This window comes from uncultured Wocania sp. (assembly GCF_964021735.1).
Classification (GTDB): Bacteria; Bacteroidota; Bacteroidia; order Flavobacteriales; family Flavobacteriaceae; genus Wocania_A.
Window position 1 is genome coordinate 1 of record NZ_CAXIBN010000054.1, and the last position, 18,240, is coordinate 18,240.

At 35.0% G+C, this 18,240-nt stretch carries 11 protein-coding genes and 1 pseudogene; 6 read left to right on the forward strand and 6 right to left on the reverse strand.

The genetic code is table 11. The features are described from left to right. Window positions 1–462: 462 nt before the first annotated feature. The 6 genes from AADI82_RS06575 to AADI82_RS06600 form a co-directional block, all read right to left on the reverse strand. Entirely contained in the window at window positions 463–2,127 is a 1,665-nt protein-coding gene (locus AADI82_RS06575) for an alkaline phosphatase family protein (protein WP_341215653.1), read from the reverse strand. Between the two features lie 108 nt (window positions 2,128–2,235). Further along, a complete protein-coding gene (locus tag AADI82_RS06580; protein WP_341215654.1) occupies window positions 2,236–3,960 on the reverse strand; it encodes a LamG domain-containing protein in 1,725 nt (574 codons plus the stop codon). Window positions 3,961–3,977: 17 nt separating this feature from the next. Next, window positions 3,978–5,495: a SusD/RagB family nutrient-binding outer membrane lipoprotein gene (locus tag AADI82_RS06585; RefSeq protein WP_341215655.1), complete on the reverse strand. Its 1,518-nt coding sequence runs from the start codon at window positions 5,493–5,495 to the stop codon at window positions 3,978–3,980. 11 nt (window positions 5,496–5,506) lie between these two features. Then, on the reverse strand, window positions 5,507–8,893 hold the full coding sequence (locus tag AADI82_RS06590; RefSeq protein ID WP_341215656.1) for a SusC/RagA family TonB-linked outer membrane protein: 3,387 nt from the start codon (window positions 8,891–8,893) through the stop codon (window positions 5,507–5,509). Window positions 8,894–9,107: 214 nt separating this feature from the next. Further along, window positions 9,108–10,295: a FecR domain-containing protein gene (locus tag AADI82_RS06595; RefSeq protein WP_341215657.1), complete on the reverse strand. Its 1,188-nt coding sequence runs from the start codon at window positions 10,293–10,295 to the stop codon at window positions 9,108–9,110. Window positions 10,296–10,350: 55 nt separating this feature from the next. Continuing rightward, window positions 10,351–10,947: an RNA polymerase sigma-70 factor gene (locus AADI82_RS06600; protein WP_341215658.1), complete on the reverse strand. Its 597-nt coding sequence runs from the start codon at window positions 10,945–10,947 to the stop codon at window positions 10,351–10,353. Between the two features lie 314 nt (window positions 10,948–11,261). Between AADI82_RS06600 and phnA the strand changes: the two genes are divergently transcribed. From phnA to AADI82_RS06630, 6 genes and pseudogenes are all read left to right on the forward strand, one after another. After that, window positions 11,262–12,518, forward strand: coding sequence for a phosphonoacetate hydrolase (phnA, locus tag AADI82_RS06605; protein ID WP_341215659.1), 1,257 nt, complete (start codon window positions 11,262–11,264; stop codon window positions 12,516–12,518). Beyond that, window positions 12,515–13,996, forward strand: a complete 1,482-nt coding sequence (locus tag AADI82_RS06610) for an aldehyde dehydrogenase family protein (protein WP_341215660.1) — start codon at window positions 12,515–12,517, stop codon at window positions 13,994–13,996. Before phnA ends, AADI82_RS06610 begins: the two co-directional genes overlap by 4 nt. Before the next feature lie 142 nt (window positions 13,997–14,138). Further along, window positions 14,139–15,245 (forward strand): 2-aminoethylphosphonate aminotransferase, encoded by a 1,107-nt coding sequence (locus tag AADI82_RS06615; protein ID WP_341215661.1) that lies wholly within the window; start codon window positions 14,139–14,141, stop codon window positions 15,243–15,245. 11 nt (window positions 15,246–15,256) lie between these two features. Next, on the forward strand, window positions 15,257–15,826 hold the full coding sequence (locus tag AADI82_RS06620) for an XRE family transcriptional regulator (protein WP_341215662.1): 570 nt from the start codon (window positions 15,257–15,259) through the stop codon (window positions 15,824–15,826). 3 nt (window positions 15,827–15,829) lie between these two features. Further along, on the forward strand, window positions 15,830–17,110 hold the full coding sequence (locus AADI82_RS06625) for an MFS transporter (protein WP_341215663.1): 1,281 nt from the start codon (window positions 15,830–15,832) through the stop codon (window positions 17,108–17,110). Between the two features lie 172 nt (window positions 17,111–17,282). Beyond that, window positions 17,283–18,171 (forward strand): annotated as a pseudogene (locus tag AADI82_RS06630) (IS982 family transposase). The last annotated feature ends 69 nt before the right edge of the window (window positions 18,172–18,240 follow it).

Here is an 18,240-nt window from a genome sequence, read left to right on the forward strand (position 1 = left end):
TTCTCAATGGGATATAAATGACTGTAGCTGGCTATAAATTGATAGATTTCCCATCGCTCTTGGAAATGCAAAGCATTCATGAATACCTTAATTGAAAATAATAAACAATGAACTAAAAGATGTGAACGGCTTTTTTTAAGATTCCAAGTTCTACTCTTTATCTTTTAAAGCCTTACGTAAACGCTTGATTTCTGCATCTTCCGTTTTGGCTAGTTGAATAACTGGATTTGATGCATCTTTTAACGCTCTACGCCATTTGTAAATTCTCTGAACTTGAATACCTAGTTCGTCTGCCAGTTCTTTAATGTTATCTCACTGATAACTTAATCGAACTGCTTGCTCCTTTAGTTCTTTACTGTAAACTCGTTTTTTCATTGGCTAAAAATATTTACTTTTTAGCAATATACGTCCTTAAATTTTATGTCCGAGTAAAGGTAACAACTCCAGTATTCCTTTAAGGGACTAATTGGAACAGTTTGTGTCGATGATAGAATTCCCTTCCAAACCCCAAGAAGATTCAATGTCAATACACAAATGCGTTAATGCTGTTACGGCCACATCTACCATTCTTGGGGTATTGTCATAATTGTGCACATTGACAGTCTGACCAACTGTAGCATCTTTCCATTCGCCGTTGGTTAAATTCCCATCGACCGAATTTGTACTTGAATCTGTAATAACAGTCCCCGAACCTTCTGTAAGTTTCCAATAGCCTTGCAAATTGGCATACTTAGAATGGGTATTGTCCAGTTTCTTACATTTCCAAGAATCAATATCATCTGTACTTAACAACGTGTTAAACACCCTCACTTCGGCAATATACCCATTATAGGCATAAGCATTTTTTCCATCCGCCCCAATAGTAAAGGGAAATGCGTTGTCGATATCACCAATGGCTGCCATGGAAGCACTATTTTTAAGTACGCCATCAATATACACATTCAACATCCCATCACGATCAAAAGTTGCACTAACCGTATGCCATTCGTTATCTGTTATTTCTTCTGTTTCTACATCTACCCTATTTGAACCATCCCCAACATTAACTTTGAATTTTTTAGTACTGGGTTTAAAAGAAAATACATATCCTGGATATAAGCCACTATACCAGTCTTTTTTTGCTACAATACTTACATCGTTTGGCGCATTGGACCTAAAGCGGCATTCAATAGAAAAATCCTGAGACGATCCAAAACTATGTACACTATTGTTGGGTACACTAATTCTTGAAGTCCCATCAAAGAACAATTCCGTAGTGCTATTTAAACAGTTATTTACTGGGGGAATTGTTGTTTGTGTTGTTATTTTGGCTATTTCTTTCTTTGGAATATTCTTTCCACTTGCAATTATAAATATGGTACGTTCTTCCTCACTATCTCCTCCATGGGAAGTTCCCAAACCTCCATGATCTGTACTTACCAAAATGAGCCAATCTTCCTTATTGTAATTAGTACGAGCGTTAACAGCTGCAATCACATCTCCTATAGCTGCATCAACCGTTTCAATAGCACTAATATAATTTGGGTTATCTGAACTAAAACCAGAACCATGACCTGCATGGTCTACATCATCAAAATGAACAAATAACGCTGTTAAATCGTTGTTGGCTAATTCTGAAACAGCTTTGTTCTTTGTGTCGATAGTAGAATCTTGAGTATTAACTATTTTATCAGCTTTTCCATTTACAATGATATCATTAATAGGATGCCACTGACATACCGATACCGTTCTATGGAGAGGATCCTTATTCTCAATATATCTAAAAAAATGCGGATAGCTTGAAAATTTTGCTCCATTAAAAGAATTATCAACTACGCCATGCTTATCTTGCCAAACACCTGTTAACATTGATGACCATCCAGGACCACTTGAAGTTTTCCTTATATTTCTAGCGTCTAAGGAATAGGTGCCATTGGCGATTAAAGCATCCAAATTGGGAGTATTTGCTATTGTTAATGCATCTGGCCTACAGCCATCGATACCAATTACCAAGACCTTTTTAATTTGATCTGTAGATTCTGGCATGATTGGATCATCACTATCATTTTTACTACTACAGGATGCTAATATTACACTAAGTATTATTAAAACTATACTTTTAGAATAGGAAATCTTTATTTTTACCATAACATTTAAAATTATTGGTTAAAAGTTATAAATATCTAAAAAAAAAGAGGAGTATAAGTAATATATACCCCCCTCTCATGCAAACTAAATTAAAACTAACGCAACTTACTATTCATCTGCCAATCTTTCTATATCTGCTTCTGATAAAACATAATCGTAAATAACCACATCTGCTATCTTACCAAACCAATCTGTATAGCTCCCAGTACCCTCGTTTCCAATGCGCCAAGGCATTCCAGAATCAAGATTATCTACGGTAGTTATACTAACGGACCCTTCAGGTTTACCATCGATATATAAATTTGCATTACCATCTCTATCTAAAGTAACTACAACCAAATGCCATTCGTTATCATTAGCAGCACTAGTAGATTCTATATCAGATCGTGTTGAAGAAGCACTACCTTTAGTGTTTAATCCTATATTTCCTCCCGCATAATACACACAAAATCCAGGGTTGTGACCACTTCCCCAATCTTTATTCCCCATAAAACAGGGATCGCTAGACATATCTGTATACTTTGTCCAAAATGAAAAACTAAAATCTTCAGTTGCTACAAAATCAAGTGGATCTAATATTTGCACATTTGTACCTCCTTCAAAGAGATAGGTAAACCTATTTTCTTCATAGCTTTCAGTTGCTCCAGAGTTATTTACTGATACATTTTTTACTACACCATCCTGTGTTTTTAACTGCACGCCTGTTAAAGGTGATGAAACACCAGCCACCTGATCAGCAGTTAAAGCATAATCGTAAATATAAACGTTGCCTATTTTACCTTGGAAATACTGTCCATAATTACCGGTACCATCTTGTCCAATAAAAATGTTGTTACCACTATCTGCACCACCAACTCCAGACATATCTGTACTAGCAAGCGCAACGCCATCTTGATACATGGTCATATTACCATCCCTATCGAAAGTTACCATTAAAAAATGCCAGTCGCCATCATTATAGGCACCATCATAATTAATATCGGCCTTCGTTAAACCATCCGATCTAGCAACACGCCAGTTACTTCCTCTGTGCGCAATAGTTAACCCTGGGTTATTGGAACTATTCCAATCTTGATCTCCAATAATAGCCGGATCACTATCGGTAGAAGTGGTATTAATATAAAATCCTATAGAGTAATCATCTGTATGCCTAAAGGCAATAGCGGCATTATCTGTTACTTCCACTTTGTTTGAAGCACCATCAAATTCAACAATATTTCCATATTGGGCACTAGGTGTTCTAGATGTTACATTTTCATCAATTCTAAGCGGTATGGTTTCGCCCGTACTCTTTTTCAAGTATACAAACGTATCTACAATGGCATTCGGATCGAAAAACTTAACACGTCTTATCTGAAAATTTACAGACCCTATAGATCCGTCTGCAAAATCAATTTCAAATTGGATGGTTGTTTTGTCCCCAATTTCCAATAAGCCCAAATTCTCCAGTGTAGAACTGAATTTTTCCGATCTATAGGTTTCTCCCTCTTGAGTAAAACTGGTTAACGTACTAATAACCGACAAGTCTTTTCCAGACAAAACTCTTACCTCAGCAGGCATTTTTTGAGAAATCAATTCCAATTCAATTGGTTGCCCCTCTGCATAATCCTCCTTTTCTTTTGGATCATAACTCAATGTTGCCAATTCTTCTTCAGTATAATCAACACCAGTATACGGATTTGCATGGTATAAGTAATAATCAAAATTGGATAAATACCTTTCATCTGTAAATCCAGGACCGTTATCATCACATGCCCCTATTACTAGCAACAGAGTGCTAACCAAAAGGTATGATATGTTTTTAATGTTTTTTAATATATATATATTTTTCATCTTAAAGCTTTATAAAATTAATCCTTTAACAACCATATTACCTGCCTAGTATCATCAACTTCAGCACCAAATTGTGCCGTTAGTGCAGCTCTATAATTCGCATTATTGTTATCTTCTTCTGATTGAGGGTAAACCCACCTAACCGGATATTTTTCACCCAAATTAGGGTCGATTCCATTTTCACTCGAAAATATGTAGGTAGGCACACCTGTTCTTCTAGTTGTAAAGAAAGATTCTTGGTCTGAATTTTCGGCAAATGCAATATACTTTTGTTCCAATAAACGCTGTAGCCCAGCGCTTCCAGTTATATAAGGTTGTTTGTTGGTTATATAATCCGTGATATTAGCTTCATCAACCCCATACCATTCCATAGAAGCACTTATGGCATTATTGTAATGTGTTGCAGCATCATTGGAAATCCATCCTCTGTGAGCAGCTTCTGCAATACAAAACTCTTGCTCCCAATAGCTTATCCAAACACCTGGTTGCCCTACAAAATTCCAATATTTTTCTTCATTAGGAAATGAATAGTCTCCGTCCAATTTTTTTGAAGAGTTTTCAGCTCCTGTTATTGAAACATCAGCTCCAGCATAAGAGTCAAAATTAGCCCTAACAGTTGCTTCATCTGAGCCAGCTTCTAAGGCATCCCTCGTTGGATCGGCAACTATCATTAAACGTGGATCTTCTTTTACCTTTAACAAATCTATATAGGTACTGGCATAAACTACAGCATCACGATAAACCGCCTGTTCTGGCTGATAGGTTTGTTTAAATCCATCCTCTCCACTATACTCCAATTGTGCGTTATCTGCAATACTTGTCATTAAGGGATATTTAGAAGGATTACTAAGAATTCTTGAAAAACGTCCCTGAACATCCAAACTTGTATCTGAGGCTCTTTTGCTCAATGACACCAATATTCTTAGAGTATAAGCATTTATAACCTTTTGCCATTGTCTAAGATTACCATTAAAATAAATATCTCCTTCAATAGTGTAAGCCGGGTTGGCTGAAATAAAACTTCCCAACTCGTTATTGGCTTCATCCAACCAATCCAAGCATTTAATATAAACCGATTTTTGGGAATCATATTTAGGTTGTGGATTATCCACACCCATCATAGCTTCAGATAAAGGAACATCACCCATTCGTCTGGTCATTTCAATGTAATTCATGGCTCCATAAAACTTACCTAATATATTATATTCGGGAGTTCCTGATTTTTCAGCCTCTTCCATCATCTTATTGATGTTTCTTAGGTTAGCATAACCATCAAAACTTCCCTCAAAACGACTATTAAAATTAGGAGGATTAGTATTATCTGTTGCAATCCATAAATGGTATTGCATACGTTGGTAATCATCCCTAAACGAAGATATGGGGGTTGGTGTTAATTGTGTAAAAATTAAACTGGGCGGCACAGAAGTAGGCTCGTTAGGGTTTTCTCTTAATTCATCAAAATCATCCAAACAACTCACTAATAATCCTGTTAATAAAATGAACAACAGTAACCTATATATTATATTTTTTTTCATAACTTTTTATTTTAAAATGTGAAGTTTACGTTAAATCCATACGATCTTTGAGATGGTAATTGAATATCAGTATCTCTACTATTAACCGGTAAGGTGTAAAAATCTAGATCACCATAAAAGTCATCTTTGGTCCAGTACCACAAGTTTCTTCCAATAACTGAAATTGATGCAGAATTTATAAAGGTTTTTTCTAATAATTTCTTAGGGAATCTATAACTAACAGCAACCTCTCTTAACTTTAAAAACGTTTTATCCTTAATTAAGTTTTGCCATGCTCCAGCATAATTGGATGCCCAACTTTGATAATCCACTTTATAAGTACTTGGTTCAAAAACACGTGTATCCTGCAAAATATTTCCATCAGGATCGTACGTAACTTCTCCAGAAACAATTGCTAGACCTGGCACTTGCATAGTTCTTGGATCTGTTCCATTTACATAAGCAATGTTAGACAGTTCGCGCTCTGGATGAACTGAATCAGGGTGGTTACCCGTTCTCCATAAATCATGCTCATACGCGTCTTGAGTAATTCCTCCAAAACTCCCAGATAATAAAAAGTTTAACGAAAAGTTCTTGTAATTAAAAGTATTGCTAATACTGGCTTCAAAGTCTGGTGTTGTCGCTCCTGTATCTACATAAAATGGTGTGGTTCGTGGTAAACCATTTGAGTTAATGATTAATTGACCATCTGGAGAGCGCTCCCAAACAGGATACCAATAATGTTCCAATTCGTCCCCTAATTTGGTAAAACCTTCATTTAATACTGGTGTTCCATCAGGTAAAGCAGGAATCTTAGTCAAATAATTTTTATTTTTTCCAAAGTTTAAAACAGAAGTCCACATAAAATTATCGGTTTGTATAGGCGTTCCTGTTATGGCAAAGTCCATCCCTCGTCGTTGCGTTTCCCTTCCATTGAACAAAATACCATCCCAACCCGATGACTCCGAGAATTTCTGATCGTAAATTTGAGGTCCATTAGTGTTCTCATAATACGAAAAATCAAACCCAAGACGCCCTTTAAATAATTTCAATTCTATACCATACTCTGTTGCATTATTACCAGCAGGTTCCAAAAGTGGATTTTCTAATATAGCAGGAAAGTTTGCCGTTGGCTTATTTCTATACCTTCCTGTTGAATAAGAATTAGAAGCTTCATAAATTTCTAAATCACCACCAACATTCGACCAAGAAGTTCTCATCTTTAAAAAACTAATAGCCTCAGGCAAATCAAACAATTCACTTGCAACAAAACTCAAATAAACAGATGGGTAAAAGAAACTATCATTTCCTTTAACCAAGGTAGACGATTTATCTATCCTTCCTGTAAACCCATAGTACAACCAATCTTTATAAGCGAAATCTGCAGAAGCGTAAATACTGTAAACCCCTTTCTTTCTCTTAGAACTTCTAGGTGTTACTTGATCTACTGAATTATTTAAAGTAAACACTTCAGGTACTATTAACTGTGTAGTGCTTGCGCTTTCATTTTCAATTCTTAAAAAACGTTGGTTACCACCTAGGTTAGCACTTACTTCAAAATCATCCCCAAAAAACTTGTTATTGTATGAAATTAAAAAATCTGTATTGTTTTCGAAATAACGCGTATTATTATATCTAAACCTTCCCTGCCTATCTGGAATATCATAATGGTAAATATCTTTTGAAATTTCTTCATTATTAACCAGGTTATATTGGCTCAATGTAGTTCTTAAATAAGCTTTTAATTTATCGGTTATATTAAAATTAAGCTTAGCATATGTAAGGATATCATTTTTGGTATGAGGTTTTCTCCAATGATAGGCTATTGCATAGGGGTTATTGTAACGCCAGCTTTCTACAAAGTCCTGTTTAAGACCTTCTTTTCCAGGAATCCAAACATGTCTTAAATCCCTTACATCCCAGTTAGCGCCGCCCCACAATGATATAAGATAAATTGGAGATGAAGGTCCATAGTCTGGTCTAATTCTATTGTTATTATATTGATAGTTATACTGTAAAGACCCTTCAATATTAACTACTTTATTTACATCAATATTACCTGTTAACCTAAAGGTATTTATATCCAATCGCTGACCAGGAATTGAACCTTTTGCATATTTATAAGTGTTGGAAACAACAAAACTACCTTTATCAAACCCTGATGTAACTGTAACATTATTTGAAGTAACGAATCCGGTTTCCATAAAATTCTTTAAATTGTGTTCTCCTTTAGATAACCATGGTGTAGGGATTCGATATCCAGTTAATGGATCTATTGGGGAATCGTATTGCTCTATCAATCGACCATCAAACTTTGGCCCCCAAATAGAATAATCGAAATCGTTTACTGCCCCTCCTTCGGTTAAACCATCACCACCAGCAAAACCCCCACCATATCTATAACGTCCTGTATTACCCGGACCATATTCGGTCTGTGCACGCGGAATTCTTAAAAACCCTGTCTGGAATGTAGTAGAACTATTATAGGAAATTGTTGTTCCTCGTGCTCCCTTTCCAGATTTCATGGTAATTTGTAAGGCTCCGTTTTTACCCAAAGAACCATATAGAGCCGAAGCTGCTCCACCTTTTAAGACATTTATACTTTCTATATCATCTGAACTTAAGTTCCAAAAGTTGCTATCGGGCTGTGGTACACCATCTACCACTATAAGTGGTTTTTCTCCCCTTAAATAAATTTGTGGATCTGAAAAGAAGTTAGCCGCATCATGCACTATGGTCATACCGGCTACTTTCCCAGACAATGATTCAACCACATTAGGCGTTTGCACGATTTGTAATGCATCTCCTTTCACTTCTTGTGTTGAATAGCCAATACGTTTTTTTTCTTTTCTAATACCCAAAGCTGTTACCACGACTTCTTCCAGCCTAGCAGCATCTTCCTTTAGCACAACATTTATTTGGTTTTCTTCGCCCACAGTTATTTGAATAGTCTTCATTCCTACATATGAAAACTCAAGCACATCACCTACATTGGCATTTATAGAATAGTTTCCATCAAAATCGGTTTGTGAGCCAGTAGATGTCCCCACTTTTAAAATATTCACCCCCGGAAGCGGAATATTAGCATCGTCCGTCACCGTACCCGTAATCGTATTTTGCTGTTCATCTTCACTATTGGCAACGAGCTCAGGCTTTTTTTCTTCCAACACAATAGTATTACTATCGGTAAACTTAAAATCGAATACCGTGTTAACCTTACTTTTCTCCAATAGTTGGTTTGCTCCAATGATTCCCTTCTTTAAGGAAACCTTTGGAAAACCCTTGAACATATCTTCTTGATAAATGAAATTAAAGCTGGTTTGATCCATGATGAGCTCAAAAATCTCATCTACGGTCAATTCTTTATCAGCGTTAATTTTAATTTTTGTGTTTTGAGATAAAATATTATTTGGAGCCATACTGAAGACCATACAGCAGAATAAAAATATTATAGATCTCATGATAATTAGCAGTAGTTTCCTTTTAAAACAAAAAAGGAGGTTGGTTGATTTAATTTCCATAAATTTGCACATTATTAGTTAGTTAATAATTATTGATTGATTAATAATCCTAAAAAGGGGACATTGAGCAATACCTTGGACAGTTGAACCTCAGTTCCCTTTTCTTTTTTTCTTATTTTATTAAAATAGCGTTGTCTTTTATCTCATAGGCATTTATAAATTTTGTGTTCTTTATAATGGTTAAAATTTCTTCCAGTTTTTGATTTTTACTTAGAACCCCTATATACTTGATTTCTTGGAGTTCGTTGTTATGAAAAAGGATATTGACATCGTACCACCTTGAAAGCACTTTCATTATTTCTTTTAAAGTCTTCCCTCTAAAGCTAAAAACACCATCACGCCAAGAAATCTCTGAAGCCACATTTACCTTAGCAATTTTTACGTCACTGGTTTCTTTGTTTAAGATAGATTGCTGTCCGGGAATTAAATCATTGGATTGAATACTATTATCCAAAACCACTTTTCCCTCTACCAGGGTAGTATATACATGTTCATCGTCTTGATATGCCTTTACATTAAATTCTGTCCCAATAACTTCTATTTTCTGCTTTCCCGTTAAAACCTTAAAAACATCCCCATTGTGCTCTGTGCTTGGAGAAACATCAAAATATGCTTCACCATAGACCAATTCAACACTTCTAGGAACCCCTTCCAAAAAGGTTACTGGATACTTTAATTGTGATTCCGAGTTTAACCATACTTGAGTACCATCTTGTAACTCAACAAAAAACTGTCCTCCTCTTGGTACTGTTAAGTAATTATATTCTATAGCATACACCTCTTCTTTTGTTGAACCATAAATGAGTCTTTCGCCATTACTAATAACATTTTTATCAGAAAAGGATTTTCCCTTCTCTAAAACAACAGTTAATCCATCTGCTAGCGTAAGTGTTGCCCTGTCTGTACCAGCATTAACAACTGTAGCACTTTGGATAATATTAATTGGTGCCATTTCTACATTAGACGTATTCTTAAAGTAAGAATCACCAAACACTAACATTAAAATAATGACCGCTACATACTTAAGTAATGGCTTAATTCGATTAAGACGTTTTATTTTGGGTTTATGATCATTTATAACTTGTTCTAGATTAAGCTGGTTTTCCTTCTTAAATTGAATCTTTTCCTGAATTTCTGTCCATTCAAGTTGATTATCGATGCTAGCAGTAAGCACCCAAGCCTTCTTTATTTTAATGAACAATGATTTATTTTGAGGTGAAGCTTGTATCCATTGAAATAAAAAAGCGATCTCTTCTTCTGAAGCCTTATTAGAAAAGTATTTTATTATTAACTTGTCCATAAACAGTTTTGTGTGTCTTAAGTATGTACACTTTAAAAACCCTTTACCCTATATGTTAAAATAAATTTTTTGTAGTTTGATGAAAAACCAGCAGAATTAATGGTATATGATTAGCTAATTTTAACCTAAGTTCTTTTGTTGCTCTTGTTATATTTGCTTCCACAGCTTTACTAGAAATGCCTAATTCTTTGGCAATATCAATAATTTTTTTATTCTCTTTTCGACGTTTGATAAAAACCAGTTTACAACGTTCTGGCAATTCGCTAATCGCTTTTTCAATCATTAATTCCAACTCTATGAAATTCATAGAATCAAATTGTAACGCCTCTAATACTTGTTGATTTAATTGGTCTTCATATTCCTGTAACTTAACCCCCTTGTATCTAGAAATCACTTTGTGGTGTCTAATTAAGTTCAAACACTCTGATTTTGCTGAGGTATACAAAAATGCAGGTATTCCTTTTTCTCTTATCACTTTTTCTCGATTAAGCCATAGTTTTATGTATGCTTCCTGAGCAATACTCTTGGCTTTATCTTCATCATGCAAAAACTGTACGCAAAAGCCAATAATTTTTGCATGGTATTTGTCGAAATAAAACTTAAAAGCCTTTTCGTCTCCATTCTTAAATCGAAAAAACAAACCCTCTTTCATAAAAAATACAATACATGGATATAAGACTACTCAAATTTTGATATAAATATCATAAGGCCAACTTAAATGAAATATGTATCAAGATTAAGTGCTTTCATTTGCCAAATATTACTTTTGAGCTGCACTAAAATTGACTATATTAAAAAATTGACATTGTTAAGGCCTTCCCCTATAAAGCAATTTTCTGTAAGCAAAACTATTCATATATATAAAACTATTGTAATATTAGTAAAAATTTTAATAAAAATTATAATATATGTACATTTTTTTTACATTTGTGAAAAATTTAGTTCAATATTTAGTTATTCAAACAAATGGAAATTAACAACAGAGATTACCCTAAACAGAAAAAAACACTAATAGGAATATGTATGGATGGTACGTCGTATCCATACTATGAAAAGGCTAAGCACGTTATGCCTAATCTACATCGATTTATAGAGGAAGGCTCTTTTGGTTTGGTTAAAAGTGTAATACCTTCATTTACAAACCCTAACAATATGGCAATCGTTACTGGTGTGCCTCCAAAAGTAAACGGTATTTGTGGAAATTTTTATTGGGACACCCAATTACAGGAAGAAGTAATGATGAACGATCCAAAATACTTAAAAGTTCCAACCATTTTATCTGAACTTAGCCATAAAGACCGTAAGGTTGCTGTTGTTACCGCAAAAGACAAACTAAGAAAAATGCTGGCCCATAATTTAAACGGCATCTGTTTTTCTGCCGAGTTTGCCAATCATGCCACAATTCAAGAAAATGGTATTGAAAATGTTGAAACTGACTTAATGGGTAAAGAAAGGCCCGGTATATACGACCCATACATTTCAGTTTACTGTATTGAAGCTGGGGTCAAACTTTTACAGCGCGAACATTTTGATGTGATGTACTTAACCACAACCGATTTTGTTCAGCACAAATACGCTCCTGGAAGTGAAGGCGCTAACAATTTTCTTGCAAAGATAGATTATTGGCTTGGTGAACTTGATAAATTGGGAGCCATTGTTGGTGTAACTGCAGATCACGGTATGGAAGCCAAAACAAATGAAGATGGCTCACCAAAGGTCCAGTTTATAGAAAAATTATTAAAAGAACAAGGTATTAGCACACGAGTTATACTGCCAATTACAGATCCCTATGTGGTTCATCATGGTGCTTTGGGAGGGTATGGGACATTATATCTTGATGATAAATCACAACTAGAAGCTGCCAAAGCTTACTTACTAAGTCTAGATGGTGTTGAGAAAGTTTTAACAAATAATGAAGCGGTTGAAGCTTTTGAACTGCCTTCAGATAGAATTGGAGATTTGGTTGTGCTATCTGATGCTACAACAACCATTGGAAGAACTCCAGAATGGCATGATCTTGATAAAGTAAAGGAAGGGTTGCGCTCACATGGTAGTGAACACTGCCAAGTAGTCCCTATGATATTCAACAGGAAATTAACTGATGAATATGAAAAGAAATTAGCTACAGGAACGTGTAGGAACTTTGATCTATTCTATTTCTTAAGTAATGGTTTTGAAAATACCGAACAAGAAAGTAAAAACATTTTAAAAGCTGAGCTATGAAAGAACAATTAGATGTTGTGGAAAAGGACAGCCATAAGAATAGTGATGGTATTATTGAGTTTGGTGCCATAATTAATGGCAAACAAGTTAAGACTGGAGAATGGATTGAAGTATATAATCCATATACCAAAAAATTAGTAGGTAGAGTTGCTTCTATAAACGAGGATGCCTTAGACAAGGTTTTAACTGATACTAAGAAGACAAAAATAAATCTCACACGTTATGAACGCTATGAGATTTTGAATAAAATAGCAGACCAACTGGAAAAACGTGTAGATGAAGTAAGCCAAATGATTACTGATGAAACTGGACTTTGCCTAAAAGATACGCGCTACGAAGCGAGTCGTGTATCCGACGTGTTGCGATTTTCGGCTATGAAGGCTCTTGACGATGATTCGCAAGTATTTCCATGCGATGTATCTAAAAACGGTAAGTCCAGAAGAATTTATACCACTAGGGTTCCATTAGGTTTAATTAGTGCCATTACACCATTTAACCACCCTATGAATCAGGTGGTTCATAAAATAGCACCCGCTATTGCAACTAATAATACCGTAGTATTAAAACCATCTGAAAGAACACCGCTTTCTGCTTATTATTTTACGCAATTGGCACTTGATTGTGGTTTGCCTGCCAACATGCTTAACTGTGTTAATGGTAAAGATATTCAAGCTACGGCTGAAATGATGACAGTGCATCCAGAAATTACTATGGTTTCATTTACTGGAGGGAGTAAAATTGGTAAAATAATTGCTTCTAAAGCTGGTTATAAAAAATTGGTTTTAGAATTAGGAGGCAGTTCAGCTTTATTAATATTGGATGATGCAGATATTGACGAAGCTGTGGAAGTTACAATGGCAGGAACATTTAAAAACTCAGCACAGCGTTGTACTGCCATTAGACGAATTTTAGTCCATGAAAGTATTGCTGATGAATATGCAGCTAGGCTGGCCAAACGTGTCAGCTCATTAAAATATGGAAATCCTTATGACGAAAGCAATGACATGGGGACCGTTATCACTGAAGATGCCGCCATTGAAATGGAACGTCGAGTACAAGATGCCATAGCAAATGGAGCTGTTTGTTTAGCAGGCAATAAACGTGAAGGTGCTTTGTTTGCCCCAACGGTTTTGGACCATATTAAAAACGATCACGAAGTAGTTGCTAAGGAAACCTTCGGTCCTGTTGCACCAATTATCCGTTTCACAACCCTAGATGAGGCTATAAACATTGCCAACGATACACCCTATGGTCTGTCAGGAGGTGTGGTTAGTAATCACTGGCCATCCATTCAACGTGTTATAACCGAATTGGATACGGGAACCGTAAATGTTAATGAAGCGCCAAGTTACCGATTGGAATGGACTCCTTTTGGTGGAGTTAAAGACTCTGGTTTAGGTTATAAAGAGGGGGTTATTGAAGCCATGAAAGCCTACACTTATGTAAAAACCTATTCCTTGCCTTGGGATATAGCTTAACATGTAGAATACATTTATTACAATAGTAACATGCTTTAGAATTTTCTAGAGCATGTAAGGGTACAACACAAAACTTAAAAAAACAGGTCCCTTTTTGAGTCGAGAATAAGAATTAAGATTATTATAAAATCAACAAAATTAAATGGAAATTAAAAGAAACGTACTATTGAACCCCGGTCCAGCTACAACCACAGACTCAGTCAAATTTGCTCAAGCTGTACCAGATATTTGTCCAAGGGAAAAAGAGTTTGGAGACCTTATGGAGTTTTGCTCCACAGAAATAACAAGGTTTGTTGGCGCCCCTAAAGATTATGTTACAGTACTATTTGGAGGGTCGGGTACTGCCACCGTAGAAGCCATCTTAAATTCAGTAATCCCAGATAATGGTAAAGTATTAATTATAGATAATGGTGCATATGGAAAGCGTATGTGCCAAATAACCAACATTTATAATATACCAACCGTTGTTTTTGAATCGTCTTCAATAGAGCCTATCGATTTAAATGCTTTGGAAAATACTATTAAAAAGACAGATGGATTAACACACTTGGCCATGATTCATCATGAAACCACAACCGGTTTGTTAAACGACATCTCTTCAGTTGGTGAAATTTGTAAGAAATTCAATATTAGCTTCATCGTAGATTCTATGAGCGGCTTTGCTGCCATCCCTGTAGACATGAAAGCCATGAATATTGATTTCTTGGCAGCAAGTTCAAATAAAAACATTCAGGGTATGGCAGGTATTGGATTTGCCATATGTAATAAAGAAGCACTTGAAACAACGGCAAATATACCTATGCGTAGTTTATATTTAAACCTATACGCCCAATATGCATATTTTGAAAAAACACACCAAACCCGATTCACTCCACCAGTGCAAACCTTTTATGCTTTAAAGCAGGCTATTATTGAAACACAGGAAGAAACCATAGAGGCTCGCTATGAACGTTATTCTAAATCTTGGGAGACTTTACTGAACGGTATTGAAGCATTAGGATTAGAGTATTTAATAGACAAGAAATACCATTCTAAAATTATAACCTCTATTATTGAACCTAAAACAGAATCTTATGATTTTGATGAAATGCATGATTATTTCTTCGACAAGGGATTTACAATATATCCAGGTAAAGTAAATAGTTATGATACCTTTAGAATATCTAATATTGGCCAGATAGACCATAACGATATTAAAGCTTTCCTTGAAGTGTTAAAATCGTATCTTTCTAAAATAAATTTCTTATAAGTCAATAAAGCATGGAAGATATTTTAGTAAACCTAGGAAAGCAATTAAAAAGAGTTCGTTTAAATAGAGAATTAAGCCTTAAGCAAGTTGCTGATATGAGCGATGTAAGTACAGGCTTGATTTCTAAAATAGAAAATTTCAGAACTACACCATCCCTTCCCGTATTACTAAAAATTATGCAAGCCCTTCGGATAGATTTAAGCGAATTGAATCTAATGTCTAACAATGCCGAATCTTATATTTTAATAAGGCAAGGTGAAGGTGAATTGGAGGATCGTGAAGATTCAGTGGGCTTAGAGTATACATTCTTGTTTTCCAACACGCTGTCAGATAGTGCATTGCGAACTTATCTTGTGAAGGTAAATACAGGTGTTTATAGAGAGCCTATCTCAACAGATGCCATCGAGTTAATATATGTTGTTAGTGGCAAACTGGATTATATTATTAATGAAGAATCCATAGTTTTATATGAAGGCGATGTTTTATTCTTTGATGGCTCTGTTGCACATGCTGTTCATAATAGGTATTCTAAAAAGGCCCAATTACTAAAAATGTATTTCATACGGAAGAATCCATTTTAATATATGAACTTAAACATAGAACAAAAGTATTGGAGAAAACGAATATTCATATTAACCTGGTTATCTTATGCTGGTTTCTATTTTTGCCGTAAAAACTTAGCTGTTACATGGAGTTCCATGGAATCTGATTTAGGTCTGGATAATTCTGATTATGCATCCATTATTTTTATTTACAGTTTAATTTATACTATTGGCCAGTTTGTTAATGGCTATTTATCCGATAAATTTGGCCCGAGAAAAATAGTAAGTACTGGATTATTTTTAGCAGCCATAGCCAACTTCTTTCTTGGTATGTCATTTTCGGTTGGTATTGTCATTTTCCTGATATCACTTAACGGATATGGGCAATCAACGGGATGGAGTGGTTTAATTAAAAACATGACACCCTGGTTTAGAACTAACGAAAGAGGTATTGTTATGTCCTGGTGGTCCACGTGCTATGTAACCGGAAGCTTCCTAGCAACTATTTTTGCTACCTATGCTGCATTCGATATGGATTTCATGTCTGAATTGGGCTGGAAAAGAGGTTTTTACTTTCCATCAATCATACTTGTGGCCATAGCTTTTATATACCTACTATTTACTAGAAACAATCCACAAGATATTAACCTTCCTACTATTTTAGAAAGCAAGTATGAACTTGGAAATAACAGAAAGCAAGATAACTTAAAACTCTTAAAAATTTTAATCAAAAATAAAGCGCTTTGGATATATTCCAGCTGCTATTTAATACTTAAGTTAACACGCTACGCTTTTTTGTTTTGGTTACCAATATATCTTGAAAAGAGCCTAAATTATAATGTAAGCGATTCGGGGTATATCTCATCTGTTTATGAACTTATTGGTTTTTTTGGGGTTATACTTGCTGGGTATTCTTCAGATAAACTATTTGATTCAAAACGATTTAGTACCATTTCTTTGATGATGCTGGGATTGGCTACAGTGTGCTTAATACACTCTTCATTAATTTCATTCGGAAGCGCAGGAGTAATTATAAGTATTGCCTTAATTGGGATAGCTACCTATGGTCCCGATTCCCTTATTTCTACGGCTGGAGCCATGGATGTTGGGGGAAAAAAAGGTGCCGGTATGGCTGCTGGAATAATAAATGGAACTGGATCTATTGGGCAAATGTTTTCTGGTTATATTGTTGTCGCGATTAACGAAACCTATGGTTGGGACAATCTATTCAATTTCTTTGTGATTATGGCTTTAGTTGGGGGGGGATTAGCCGCTTTAAACTGGAATTATAAAAGTCCGGATACTTATACTTCTTTTGGATAAAAAAGATATGAACTCAATATAAAACATCTGATGATTTTTAGCATTAATAGCATTATTTATAGGACCTGAGTTCGCTTAATATTTAGATAGGTTTTACTAGCAAAAAAGATAGATTTTTAGTAAATTAAAATTCTGAAAATCAATTTATTAACCTAAAAACCTATCTACGATAATCTACTCTAAAATTACTAAAATTTTTTGTATTGTTGACGAGTTTTGCAAAGAATATGACCAAATCGTTGATAAAGCGCTACTTGGCAATCCATCAAAACGCTCTCCGGTAATGACCAAAAGTGAAGTTGTTACCATTATGATCATCTTCCAGCTCAGTGGTTTTTAGAACCTTTAAGCATTTCTACGTATTCTATCTTCAGAAACATATGCGTAATGAATTTCCAAATACGGTTTCATACAATCGCTTTACTGAACTCATGCAACAAAATCTCATGCCGCTTACTTTGTTTTTAAAAACCTGTTGTTTAGGTAAATGTACAGGTATTTCATTTGCAGACTCTACACCAATACGTGTGTGCAAACAAAAACGTATCTCTAGAAATAAAGTATTTAAAGGCATTGCAACCACAGGCAAATCTACCATGGGCTGGTTCCATGGTTTTAAACTACACATCATTATTAACGACAAAGGGGAAATCCTCAACTTTACGATTACTCAAGCTAACGTAGATGATAGAACACCACTTAAAGATAAACGGTTTTTAGATAAAATCTTTGGAAAACTATATGCCAATAAAGGTTACATTGGAAAGGAACTAGCGCAAATGCTTTTTGTTGATGGGGTGCAGCTCATAACTTAAATTAAAAACAACATGAAGAATTGCTTAATGGCCTTAAACGATAAAATTATGCTGAGAAAACGCTCTGTTATAGAAACAATAAATGATGAGCTCAAAAATATATGTCAAATCGAACATTCTAGACACAGAAGTTTTGGAAACTTTTTAACAAACTTAATCGCTGGACTTATAGCTTACAGCTTTTTGCCCAAAAAACCTTCTATCAAATATCAAACTGTTAATTCTAATCAAATTTGTTTGTTTTAATAATCGAACTCAGGTATAGGCTTTATTTCTTGTAATAGCGATGATGATAACTCTACACCTTTATTAGAA

Coding starts and splice junctions, on each gene's coding strand:
- AADI82_RS06575 (WP_341215653.1), bottom strand. CDS start 2,127: ATGGTAAAAATAAAGATTTCCTATTCTAAAAGTATAGTTTTAATAATA.
- AADI82_RS06580 (WP_341215654.1), bottom strand. CDS start 3,960: ATGAAAAATATATATATATTAAAAAACATTAAAAACATATCATACCTT.
- AADI82_RS06585 (WP_341215655.1), bottom strand. CDS start 5,495: ATGAAAAAAAATATAATATATAGGTTACTGTTGTTCATTTTATTAACA.
- AADI82_RS06590 (WP_341215656.1), bottom strand. CDS start 8,893: ATGGCTCCAAATAATATTTTATCTCAAAACACAAAAATTAAAATTAAC.
- AADI82_RS06595 (WP_341215657.1), bottom strand. CDS start 10,295: ATGGACAAGTTAATAATAAAATACTTTTCTAATAAGGCTTCAGAAGAA.
- AADI82_RS06600 (WP_341215658.1), bottom strand. CDS start 10,947: ATGAAAGAGGGTTTGTTTTTTCGATTTAAGAATGGAGACGAAAAGGCT.
- phnA (WP_341215659.1), top strand. CDS start 11,262: ATGGAAATTAACAACAGAGATTACCCTAAACAGAAAAAAACACTAATA.
- AADI82_RS06610 (WP_341215660.1), top strand. CDS start 12,515: ATGAAAGAACAATTAGATGTTGTGGAAAAGGACAGCCATAAGAATAGT.
- AADI82_RS06615 (WP_341215661.1), top strand. CDS start 14,139: ATGGAAATTAAAAGAAACGTACTATTGAACCCCGGTCCAGCTACAACC.
- AADI82_RS06620 (WP_341215662.1), top strand. CDS start 15,257: ATGGAAGATATTTTAGTAAACCTAGGAAAGCAATTAAAAAGAGTTCGT.
- AADI82_RS06625 (WP_341215663.1), top strand. CDS start 15,830: ATGAACTTAAACATAGAACAAAAGTATTGGAGAAAACGAATATTCATA.